The sequence below is a fragment of the Tolypothrix sp. PCC 7712 genome (genome assembly GCF_025860405.1).
Lineage (GTDB): Bacteria > Cyanobacteriota > Cyanobacteriia > Cyanobacteriales > Nostocaceae > Aulosira > Aulosira diplosiphon.
Genome location: NZ_CP063785.1, coordinates 4,000,653 through 4,011,551 on the forward strand (window position 1 = coordinate 4,000,653; position 10,899 = coordinate 4,011,551).

The 10,899-nt window shown below is 39.5% G+C and carries 10 protein-coding genes; 9 read left to right on the plus strand and 1 reads right to left on the minus strand.

The features are described 5' to 3' along the window. The first annotated feature begins 428 nt into the window (after positions 1 to 428). From HGR01_RS16685 to hpsO, 6 genes are all read left to right on the plus strand, one after another. On the plus strand, positions 429 to 587 hold the full coding sequence (locus HGR01_RS16685; protein WP_210403099.1) for a hypothetical protein: 159 nt from the start codon (positions 429 to 431) through the stop codon (positions 585 to 587). 41 nt (positions 588 to 628) lie between these two features. Beyond that, complete coding sequence (gene glmM, locus HGR01_RS16690; RefSeq protein WP_045870916.1) at positions 629 to 2,086, plus strand: phosphoglucosamine mutase; 1,458 nt, start codon at positions 629 to 631, stop codon at positions 2,084 to 2,086. 58 nt (positions 2,087 to 2,144) lie between these two features. Next, on the plus strand, positions 2,145 to 3,782 hold the full coding sequence (gene hpsL / locus HGR01_RS16695; protein ID WP_045870917.1) for a hormogonium polysaccharide biosynthesis protein HpsL: 1,638 nt from the start codon (positions 2,145 to 2,147) through the stop codon (positions 3,780 to 3,782). Positions 3,783 to 4,066: 284 nt separating this feature from the next. Beyond that, positions 4,067 to 5,227 carry a glycosyltransferase family 4 protein gene (locus HGR01_RS16700; RefSeq protein ID WP_045870918.1) on the plus strand — a complete coding sequence of 387 codons (1,161 nt, stop codon included), beginning with the start codon at positions 4,067 to 4,069 and terminating at the stop codon, positions 5,225 to 5,227. Between the two features lie 20 nt (positions 5,228 to 5,247). Then, the gene (hpsN, locus tag HGR01_RS16705; RefSeq protein WP_045870919.1) at positions 5,248 to 6,228 is read left to right on the plus strand and encodes a hormogonium polysaccharide biosynthesis glycosyltransferase HpsN; all 981 of its coding nucleotides are present in this window, start codon (positions 5,248 to 5,250) and stop codon (positions 6,226 to 6,228) included. A 127-nt stretch (positions 6,229 to 6,355) separates the two neighbouring features. Next, complete coding sequence (hpsO, locus tag HGR01_RS16710) at positions 6,356 to 7,531, plus strand: hormogonium polysaccharide biosynthesis glycosyltransferase HpsO (protein ID WP_045870920.1); 1,176 nt, start codon at positions 6,356 to 6,358, stop codon at positions 7,529 to 7,531. 249 nt (positions 7,532 to 7,780) lie between these two features. Here the strand turns inward: hpsO and HGR01_RS16715 are convergent, their stop codons facing one another. Continuing rightward, entirely contained in the window at positions 7,781 to 7,981 is a 201-nt protein-coding gene (locus tag HGR01_RS16715) for a hypothetical protein (protein WP_045870921.1), read from the minus strand. A 179-nt stretch (positions 7,982 to 8,160) separates the two neighbouring features. On the opposite strand from HGR01_RS16715, the gene hpsP reads away from it, so the two are divergent. The 3 genes from hpsP to HGR01_RS16730 all read left to right on the plus strand — a co-directional run bounded on the left by hpsP (position 8,161) and on the right by HGR01_RS16730 (position 10,830). Further along, entirely contained in the window at positions 8,161 to 9,321 is a 1,161-nt protein-coding gene (gene hpsP / locus HGR01_RS16720) for a hormogonium polysaccharide biosynthesis glycosyltransferase HpsP (protein WP_045870922.1), read from the plus strand. A 182-nt stretch (positions 9,322 to 9,503) separates the two neighbouring features. Next, positions 9,504 to 10,142 (plus strand): peroxiredoxin, encoded by a 639-nt coding sequence (locus tag HGR01_RS16725; protein ID WP_045870923.1) that lies wholly within the window; start codon positions 9,504 to 9,506, stop codon positions 10,140 to 10,142. 103 nt (positions 10,143 to 10,245) lie between these two features. Then, positions 10,246 to 10,830: a Uma2 family endonuclease gene (locus HGR01_RS16730; protein WP_045870924.1), complete on the plus strand. Its 585-nt coding sequence runs from the start codon at positions 10,246 to 10,248 to the stop codon at positions 10,828 to 10,830. Positions 10,831 to 10,899 lie beyond the last annotated feature (69 nt).

Consider the following 10,899-nt stretch of genomic DNA (forward strand, 5'->3'; position numbering starts at 1 on the left):
GTTTCCACTTGACTAATGCAGAGCTTGCATTGTTTAATTTAGGCTTTAATCGGCTTTTTATCGGCTAAAAAGGCTTTATTAAATGATGAGTGCTAAATAATAGCATTCTTTACCATATCTTTACAGTATACATTAGTTTAACGTGTTAATACTTAGCGATAATAATGAAGTTGATAGTCCAGCTAATTATCAACACTAGTGATGGTTGCAGACACTATTTATCAATTTCAGGCAATAAATCGCTTAGGAAATCTTTATAATTAGCCATGAATATTCATAAGTATTTTTACTGAATAACAGTCTGTTTAAAATCAATTGTCTCCCTTTGAAAGAAGTATATAGTGGGGGCTAGGGATTGGGGACTGGGGAACTCGGGGCCCCCTCTGGGGATAAGGGGTAATGGGGACTGGGGACTGGGGATGAGGGAGATGAGGGGGAAAAGGGAGAAAACCAATTACCAATTACCAATTACCAATTACCAATTACCAATTACCAATTACCAATTACCAATTACCAATTACCCATGCCCAATGCCCAATGCCCTATGCCCAATGCCCCATTCCCCAAAATTGTTTAACAAAGTGTAAAGTGTTATTCTCCTGTGTGAGTGTGTGGAGTTTTAAAAATTATGGTTTCATCTATAACTCGGACTCAAGGCGGCATTCAAAAAGGTTTGACTGCGGCTGAGAATATTGAAAGCAATTCGGAGCGGAATTTAATAGTACTGCCCAAAAATCCTTTATTCGGTACAGATGGGATTCGCGGCAAAGTTGGAGACTTACTGAATGCGCCTTTAGCATTGCAGGTAGGTTTTTGGGCGGGGATTGTGTTGCGTAGTCATGCTGCTAATCCAGGGCCAGTTATTCTGGGACAGGATTCTAGAAACTCCAGCGATATGTTAGCAATGGCTTTGAGTGCTGGGTTAACCGCAGCAGGTGTAGAAGTTTGGCATTTGGGATTATGCCCTACTCCCTGCGTTGCTTATCTTACCAGCATGAGTGATGCCATTGGTGGTGTGATGATTTCTGCCAGTCATAATCCCCCAGAGGATAATGGAATTAAAGTTTTTGGTGGGAATGGTGCCAAGTTACCTCTAGCATTGCAAGCAGAAATTGAGGCGGGACTGCGCGGTAATATGTCAGCGGTGGCGAATGTCAGTCATTGTGGACGGCATTATTCACGTAAAGAGTTAATTGGAGATTATAGCGAGGCTTTAAAACAACCCTTACAGAGTGAGGTGAATCTGCAAGGGATGAAGATAGTTTTAGATTTAGCCTGGGGTGCAGCAGTTGGGTTAGCCCCGGAGGTATTTACAGAAATGGGGGCAGAGGTAATTTGCTTGCATAATCAAGCAGATGGCGATCGCATTAATGTTAATTGTGGTTCTACTCACCTAGAATTTTTGCAAGCCACAGTTCAAGAACACAATGCTGATGTAGGCTTTGCTTTCGATGGTGATGCTGATCGCGTTTTGGCTGTAGATAGTAAAGGTAGACAAGTTAATGGCGATTACATTCTTTACCTTTGGGGTCGCCATCTACAGCAAAAGCAACAATTGCCCGAGAATTTGATTGTTTCTACTGTTATGGCCAATTTAGGCTTTGAGAAAGCTTGGCAACAAATTGGTGGTAAGTTAATTCGCACCGCCGTCGGCGATCAGTATGTGCAAGCCGAAATGCTGCGTCATGGGGGAATGCTAGGTGGCGAACAATCTGGTCATATTTTATGTCGTCATTATGGCATTACTGGTGATGGCTTATTAACAGCCTTACATATAGCAGCCTTAATTAAAGAAGCTGGCATTTCCCTACATGAAATGGTAGACCAAAGCTTCCAAACCTACCCCCAAATATTGCGGAATGTGCGAGTCCTAGATCGCGATCGCCGTTTAGCATGGAAAGATTGCGAACCTTTACAAAAAGCGATCGCCCAAGCCGAAGCAGCAATGGGTGATGCTGGCAGAATTTTAGTCCGTGTTTCTGGCACAGAACCAGTTATCAGGGTTATGGTGGAAGCGGCCAATGCGGAACTGACTAACCATTGGACAAATGAATTGGTATCACAAGTCCAGCAACATCTAGGATAACCAGTGCTGAAGTGCTGAGTTACATAGACTCACAACTCAGCACTCAGAACTGAAACTCATGGCGAAACCCAAGAAAAAATCCTCCAAATCAAAAAAGCAATCGCAATCAGAAAAACCTCAGCTGAGTCTGAAAGAACAGTTAGCCCAAAAGCGGCAAGCTAATATAGCAAAAAAAGAATTCACGAGTTTACTAACCAAAGCCTCCTTTAGCGGTGTCTTTTTTGGCATCCTGCTATTTTTCGTTGGTGGAATGAAGGTAGCAGTTCCTGGTGTTTTAGGAATAATTATTCTAGCTTTATCTTATAAATATCCTCGTCAAGCCCTGCTTGCCTTTATCATTTACGTCCCCTTTGGCGGTACTATCACTTATTACCTGGGTAATAGTCCTGTACTGCAATTAGCTAAAGATGCTTTCTATGTTCCAGCTTTAATTGGAGTTTGGCAAAGTTGTCGTCAGCAAGGATTACCATTCATTATTCCCAAAGCAATTAAAACGCCCCTGTTAATTTTATTGGGCTTGTGTTTATTAACTTTGATTTTTGTGAATGCTGGACAACAGTTCAACCCACCCGCTGTAGGGCCGCTGCAAAAAGCACCAAAGGAATTTCCTATAGGGCTGGGAATTTTAGGATTAAAAGTATTTTTAGGTTATGTACCTCTAATTACTTGTGCTTACTATTTTATTCGTAATAAAAAAGATTTCCTATTATTATCACGATTACAGGTTGTCCTCACACTTATCTGTTGTGTATTGGGAGTTATTCAATATTTATTATTACTAACTGGTGTCTGTCAAGGTACTAGAGGTTTTGAAGGTGATTTGTTATTTAGAGCCACATTAGAGGCTCGATGTTACTTTGGTGGCTCATTATTATACAGTCCAGAAGAAGGAGTTATTCGTTTACCTGGAACATTTGTTGCCCCTTGGCAATGGGCATGGTTTTTAATTTCTAGTACCTTTTTTAGCTTTGCTACTGGCTTCACAGATCCTGCACTTTTTTGGCGATTAATTGGGTTAGGTTCCTTAGCATCAGTATTTATTAATGCGGTGATTTCTGGACAGAGAATTGCCTTAGCTTTAGTACCAACTTGTTTTGTGGCTTTGCTATTTTTAACAGGTCAAATTGCCAACCTCAAACGCTTTATTCCCATTGGTATAGGATTAGCTTTAATTCTGGGGATTGCAATGGTGACTAACCCGGCTGTAGTCCAAGAAAGAACCGAGAGTTTTACCAGTCGTTGGGAAGCCTCACCACCCCAAGATTTTATTATTCAGCAATTTGAAGACAACTTAAAAAATGTTGGACCTTTAGGAAATGGCTTGGGAAGGGCTACTAATTCTGCTCGTTCTATGGGTTCTACTAAACTCATAGAAACTTACTATCCTAAAGTAATGTATGAAATAGGAACTTTGGGAGTTTTAGGGTTTTTAGGTTTAGTCACCGCCCTCACAACATCAGCCTTCAAAACATATCGTTCCATCAAAAACCGGAATTTACGCAGTCATGCTGCTGCTTTGTGGGTATTTATCTTATTTATTAGTTACAACACTTACTATTATCCTCTAGATGTCGATCCAGTTGCTGTTTATTACTGGTTTTATGCCGGAATTCTGTTTAAATTACCACTAATAGATAAACAAGAAAAAGCTAGTAGCGAAGCGCAGAATAAAGTAAATAAAAAGCCTCTTTTATAATTGCAAATTTAATGTCAAGGTAGAATTTACCTAGTAATTTGTCCCATTAAGTTTTGCTTGGTGAGTTAACTGTTCTATTTCCCTTCTTTTCCTGTTTCCTTAGCGTAATTCGTGCCTACACTGCGGGAACAGCTTTACCAAATGCAGTTCGTTCCTAAACCTCCTCAAAATTACTGCGAAGAACTACTGAGAACACTCCCGTAAACTCCCTGATGGCAGATACCTAACTGTAGACTAGGCTAGATTCAGTTTGATTAATAATTTGTAATTTTAATATATAAAAAATGGCAAAGGTAATTATAGCAGGAGAAAGACATCTTAGTACTCCTAACCTGCCGCGCACATCTCAACATATATTAATTCGCCCTAAACAATTTCCTTCAGGAAGGTATCCTTTAGAAAAAATTTGGTATCCCTTAAATAGCTTTAGTTATTGGCAGCCTTTTTGGAAAAAGTTTCAAGTTGTTCACGCTTTCAATAGAATTGAATATACAAATAAACCTTGGTTCGTTACTTTTGAAGACCATAGATTTTTATATAGAAATCCCCAAAACAAATTAGAAGAAATAGCTTATCCAATTTTAAATAACCGTTTAGCACTAAAAAATTGTCAAAAAATAATTGCCATATCTGATTATGCCAAAATGAGGTTTGCAAATCGCGTTTCAGAATGGAATATTAGCGAGAAATTAAAAAATAAATTAACTGTTATTCATCCTAATTTTGCAATTAAAGCTCATCAGCCTAAAACTTATAAAGATGGCGAAAACATTGAACTGATATTTGTCGGTAACCATTTAGCGAGAAAAGGTGGAATTGTTGCTTTAAGATTAGCCAAAAAAGCTGAAGCTTTAGGGTTACCTATTAAGGTACATATTATTTCTAATTTAAGATATGGTTCCGGAGTACCTACAGATTTTCCTGACCAGTCAAAATATACAGCAGATTTAAAGCTATTAGATTTGGATAATGTAGTTTTTCATAAAAGTATCCCTAATGAAAAAGTTTTAGATTTACTTGCCCAAAGCCATTTTCAAATTTTAGCTACTTTACATGATACATACGGCTATAGTGTCCTCGAAGGATTTTCGGTTGCAACTCCGGCAATTACTACCAATATATGCGCCTTACCAGAGTTTGTTCATGATGATGAAAATGGCTATCACTTAAAATTACCACTAAATGAAATTCGCCATTGGAATAATTGGTTACATGGGGAAAAAACTAAAACTAATGAATATTGGGAAATATTAAATAGCACCTATGATGATTTAGCAGAGCAAGCATTGCAGAAAATCTTACATTTTCTGGAACGAACAGATAAACAAGAACATTATGCATCTCTCAGTGCTGGCGCATTAACTCAAATGCAAAATTACCATAATGCCGAAAAGCAAAATGAGTTATTTGATAGTTTGTATGCAGAAGCCGCAGCTTTGAACTAGGTTATTTTCTATATAAAAATATGAGTGATTTACCGTTAATTTCTGTTGTTATTCCTACCTATTATCGTGAAGAAGCTTTACGAGATAGTATTGCAGATATTCTCAAACAAGATTATGCCAATTTTGAAGTTATAGTTGTAGACCAAACTCCAAAACATGAACCAGAAATTCAAGCTTATCTCGAAGAAATGGCAACAGCAGGTAAGATTAAATGGTTCCGCTTAGATTGGGCGAGTTTACCAGGCGCACGAAATTATGGAGTGCGACGGTCAGAGGGTGAAATAATTTTATTTATTGATGATGATGTCCAATTAAAACCCGGCTTTTTATCAGCCCATGTGAAAAACTATCTGCAAAATCCAGAGGTGGGGGCTGTAGCTGGGAGAGTATTTGACAGAATGAAATTAGGTGATTCTGGGGGAGATTTGGAAATTGAATATTTACCTCCCCAAGCAATGGACCCTGGAATTGCTTGGTATCATATAGATTTAGTCCACACCATCAAACCCCAGCAGGTATTAACTGCGAGGGGTTGTAATATGTCTTTCCGGCGAGAAATTTTTACTAAATATGGGCTGAGATTTGACGAAAGGTTTCGCGGTAGTGCGGTACGGGAAGAATCGGATTTTTGTTTGCGGCTGAGACAGACAGGATATAAGATTTGGTACGATCCAGAAGCCGATTTAGTGCATTTGGGTGAAGAAACTGGAGGTTGTCATGATATTAGTATGCGATCGCTCCAGTATCAACTCACTTTTTACCACAATCATTTTTTACTGGGGTTGAAGAACCTCACTGTTAGCCAAGCTTTACGTCTATACGCCCGTTTATTTGATTGTCACGTCTTGGGGCGACCTCCTTGTCATAAAAGCGGTTCTCCCATCAAAATCGCTACTCGTGGCTTTTTCTATATTCTGGGTTTTTTCAAGGCTGTGGGGACTGTGATTCAATCATTATGGAATGATGGGCAAATTTACAGTCGGCTTGATCCGGAGTTTTAGTTATTTTTGACCGCCGATGGAAGAGGATAAACGCAGATAAACGCAGATATAGAGAATTCTTATTTAAAAAGTTAATGGTGCGTTAGCGACAGCGTAACGCACCCTACGTTTATTAATTAAATGAAATATGAAAATTTTAGTTGCTAGTCATACTTATATTGTAGATTTAAACTGTGAAAAGTTACGCGCTTTATCGCAATTAGAACCAGGGATTGAAGTGACGGTTGTTGTTCCTAAACGTTGGCGACCTGGTGGTGTCCAAAATAAAGTTATTGAAACTCAATACAGGGATGAAGGTGCATTTAAAATAGTCCCGGTTTCTAACTTTAGCCAAAATCATCAAGGCTTGCTCACATTTGGGGCTGATTTAATCGCTTTGTTAAAGCAATTTCGTCCCCAAGTGATTCAAGTTGAGCAAGCCTCTAGGGGGCTAGCTTATACTCAGATGATTATTTTAAATAAAATCTTGGGCTTGCAGGCGAAAAATATATTTTTTACTTGGTGGAATTTGCCGTATGAACTCAAATTTCCTGCTAGTTTTTTAGAAAAATTTAACCTAGATAATAGCCACGGCATTATTTCTGGTAATCAGGATGGGGCGGAAGTTTTACGACAGCGAGGCTACCAGGGGGCGATTAAGGTGATGCCACAGTTGGGTGTCGATGAACGTGTTTTTACTCCCCAAGCTCAACCAGAGTTAGCAGCTAAATTGGGGATTTTTTCCGATGAATTTGTAGTAGGTTTTGTTGGCAGATTCGTACCAGAAAAGGGGTTGTTAACTCTATTGCAGTCCTTAATATCTATCAAAAATAAACCTTGGAAATTACTGTTGCTGGGACGAGGGTATTTACAGGCAGAAATACTGAAAATAGCTGCAGAGAATCAAATTCAAGATAGAGTCATAATTATTGAAAGTGTTCCCCATGATGTAGTGCCACAATATATCAATTTAATGGATACTTTAGTACTGCCATCTGAAACCACTTACAAATTTAAAACTTTAACTGCGGCGGGCTGGAAAGAACAATTTGGTCATGTAATTATTGAGGCTATGGCTTGTAAAGTGCCTGTGATTGGTTCTAATTCTGGCGAAATTCCTCATGTGATTGGGGATGCTGGTTTGATTTTTCCAGAAGGTGATGCCCAAGCTTTAGCTAATTGCTTAACGCAATTAATTGATAATCCGGAGTTAAGGCACAAAGTTGGGGCTATGGGTTATCAAAAAGCAATGGATAAATATACAAATAAGGCTTTGGCGCAGCAGCAATTAGAGTTTTATCGGGGACTTGTTAAGAGTTATTAGAGATTAATATGCTTGGGTTAAGCTTATTAGTGATTGATTTGTCACTTATTCAAGAAGCCAGAAGAATTGGGGGATTCTCCCCCAAACCCCCGATTGGGTGACGGTTGCGTCCCCCAAACCCCCTCCAAAATTATTGATCTGTTTTTTTTGTTGAGTAACTAGTACTCTGGGGCGTAAATAGCGCAAAGTTGGCGGTGTCGGTTTCCGTCCCGCCAAACTTTGTAAGAGAAACAGACAATCTGTAATTTGTTAAAAGGCTGGTGGTATAAGTATTCTTTCTTTTGACTTTTGACTTTTGACCGTGCCAATTTTAGATTTTAGATTGCCGATTTTAGATTTTTTTGGTTCATGCCTCACCCCTTGTGGGTGAAACAAATCCAAAATCCAAAATCCAAAATCCTCAAGCCCTGCACCCTTGTGGTCGGGGTCAATCCAAAATCCAAAATCCAAAATCCAAAATCGTTTGACTTTTGACTTTTTACTTTTGCCTTGTTGTACTAGTTTTTTGGTTTTGTTATCAATTAATTTTCTTAACTGAACTGTATTTTATTAGAGATTGTTGAATTTTATTTTTTAACGCAAAGGGGTGCGGAGATTTTATCAGAGCTATTTATGTTAAGGATAAAATTATGAAAGTATTACATATTGTTCCTTCTATTTCTCTTATTTATGGCGGCCCTAGTCAAATGGTATTAGGGTTGGCTCCTGCTTTGGCAAAGGAGGGGGTGGAAGTTACGGTAATTACAACTGATAGTAATGGCGATACTGGACAAAAACCTTTAGATGTTCCTTTAAATACAGCGATAAAACAAGATGGTTATGAAATTATCTATTTCCGTTGTGCGCCATTTCGTCGTTATAAGTTTTCGCTAGATTTACTTAAGTGGTTAAAACGTCACGCTCGTGAGTATGATATAGCCCATATTCATGCTTTATTTTCTCCTGTTAGTAGTGCGGCTGCAACTGTTTGCCGTCAACAAAAGTTACCTTATATTTTGCGTCCTTTAGGAACTCTCGATCCATCTGATTTACGCAAGAAAAAGTTATTAAAACAGCTTTATGCTGCAATTATTGAACGTCAAAATATAGCTGGTGCGGCGGCTATTCATTTTACTAGTGATCAAGAAGCAAAAATATCAGCCAGATTTGGGGTAGCGACGCAAGATTTGGTGATTCCTTTGGGTGTGGTTCCGCCACAATTAGCAACACATCAGCAAAAATTGGCAATTCCCCAGGATGTACCTGTAATATTATTTATGTCGCGAATTGACCCCAAAAAAGGGTTGAATTTGTTAATTCCGGCGCTAGAAAAGCTGTTAACTGCTGGTCGTAATTTTCACTTTGTCTTAGCTGGGACAAATCCCCAAGATCCAGATTATGAACAAAGTATCATTTCTCAAATTCAAAATTCACCACTGCGATCGCACACTACAATTACTGGCTTTGTTACAGGTGAGTTAAAAGCTAGTTTACTGCAAGCTGCCGATGTCTTCGTTTTGCCTTCCTACTATGAAAACTTTGGTATTGCAGTGGCTGAGGCGATGGTAGCCGGGATACCTGTGGTAATTTCCGATCAGGTGCATATTTGTCACCAGGTGAGTGAAAGCGAATCGGGATGGGTTGGGGAGTTAGATGTACAGGTATTAGTCAATTTACTACAAACAGCCTTGCAAAACCCGGCAGAACGCCAGCGTCGGGGACTCAACGCCCAGCAATATGCATTACAACATTACAGCTGGAATGCGATCGCTCGTCAAATGATTTCAGCATACCAGCAGATTCTACGTTAACAACGTTGTTCCATACCCCCCATGCCCAATGCCCCATGCCCTATTTTTATTGAGCTTCTTTACACGAAATTACGTAAAATCACATTTCTTTACCAGCCACTTAACCCGATTGGTGAACCGGGGTTTTATGTGACGATCACATAGTAGAATACTTAATGCCTTTCTAATTACAGGAAGTTCTCATGACTCTCCGTCTAGGTGATACAGTACCCAACTTTACGCAAGCCTCTACACACGGCGACATAAATTTTTACGAATGGGCAGGTGACAGCTGGGTTGTGCTGTTTTCACACCCTGCTGACTATACACCTGTTTGCACCACTGAACTAGGTACAGTTGCCAAGCTGAAACCAGAATTTGACAAGCGCAATGTCAAAGCGATCGCTCTCAGCGTTGATGATGTAGAATCCCATAACGGATGGGTGGGTGATATTGAAGAAACCCAAAACACTACTCTCAACTACCCAATTTTGGCAGATGCAGATCGTAAGGTTTCTGACCTTTACGATATGATTCATCCTAATGCCAACGCAGCAGTGACAGTGCGATCTGTTTTTGTTATTGATCCCAATAAAAAGCTACGTCTGAGTTTCACATACCCTCCTAGCACAGGACGCAACTTTGATGAACTGTTGCGGGTAATTGATTCTCTGCAACTGACAGATAATTACAGCGTGGCGACACCAGCTGACTGGAAAGACGGGGATAAGGTTGTAATTGTTCCCTCACTTAAAGATCCAGAAGTGCTGAAGGAGAAATTCCCCAAAGGTTACGAGGTAGTTAAACCCTATCTGCGCTTGACTCCTCAGCCTAACAAGTAAGTCTTATTACTTCAAACTTTTTGCTGTTAAGGCGCGAAGGTAAAACTTTGCGCCTTTGCTTGTTTAGGTCAGAATAAAGATAAAAGTTAGTCTGGTAAGCATTATGTTCTCATCTCCCTTGGTGTTGCAAATTCCGCCATCAATGCAAATGACAGACGAACAATTCTTTGAGTTTTGTCAGGTGAATCGCGATTTACGCATTGAGCGTAATAATTTAGGAGAAATATCGATTATGCCGCCTACAGGTTCAGAATCAGGGAATCGTAACTTTAATATTGCCTTACAGCTAGGAGTTTGGGCAGAACAAGATGGTACTGGTATTTGTTTTGACTCCAGTACAGGGTTTAAGCTATCAACAGGTGCAGATAGATCCCCGGATGCTTCTTGGATGAAATTGGAACGGTGGAATAGTCTTTCCCCCGTACAGCAAGAAAAGTTTGCGCCTATTTGTCCAGATTTTGTGATTGAATTGCGATCGCCTAGCGATAATCTCCAACCTCTCAAAGACAAGATGGAAGAATATATGCGGGAACCTGGGGTACAGTTAGGCTGGTTAATTGATCGCAAACATCGTCAAGTTTATATTTATCGTCCTGGTAACCCAGCAGAATGTTTAGATCATCCTGATACTATTAGCGGCGATCCTGTGTTACCTGGTTTCGTTTTGAATATGAGTAAGGTTTGGTAGTATCAATTATGAGTTATAAATTATTAATAATTTATATTAACGCTTAAATTCATCTGCGTTTATCTGTGT

What these genes read in the sequence shown, in the direction of transcription:
- HGR01_RS16685 (WP_210403099.1), top strand. Translation starts at nt 429, where the DNA reads ATGAGGGGGAAAAGGGAGAAAACCAATTACCAATTACCAATTACCAAT.
- glmM (WP_045870916.1), top strand. Translation starts at nt 629, where the DNA reads ATGGTTTCATCTATAACTCGGACTCAAGGCGGCATTCAAAAAGGTTTG.
- hpsL (WP_045870917.1), top strand. Translation starts at nt 2,145, where the DNA reads ATGGCGAAACCCAAGAAAAAATCCTCCAAATCAAAAAAGCAATCGCAA.
- HGR01_RS16700 (WP_045870918.1), top strand. Translation starts at nt 4,067, where the DNA reads ATGGCAAAGGTAATTATAGCAGGAGAAAGACATCTTAGTACTCCTAAC.
- hpsN (WP_045870919.1), top strand. Translation starts at nt 5,248, where the DNA reads ATGAGTGATTTACCGTTAATTTCTGTTGTTATTCCTACCTATTATCGT.
- hpsO (WP_045870920.1), top strand. Translation starts at nt 6,356, where the DNA reads ATGAAAATTTTAGTTGCTAGTCATACTTATATTGTAGATTTAAACTGT.
- hpsP (WP_045870922.1), top strand. Translation starts at nt 8,161, where the DNA reads ATGAAAGTATTACATATTGTTCCTTCTATTTCTCTTATTTATGGCGGC.
- HGR01_RS16725 (WP_045870923.1), top strand. Translation starts at nt 9,504, where the DNA reads ATGACTCTCCGTCTAGGTGATACAGTACCCAACTTTACGCAAGCCTCT.
- HGR01_RS16730 (WP_045870924.1), top strand. Translation starts at nt 10,246, where the DNA reads ATGTTCTCATCTCCCTTGGTGTTGCAAATTCCGCCATCAATGCAAATG.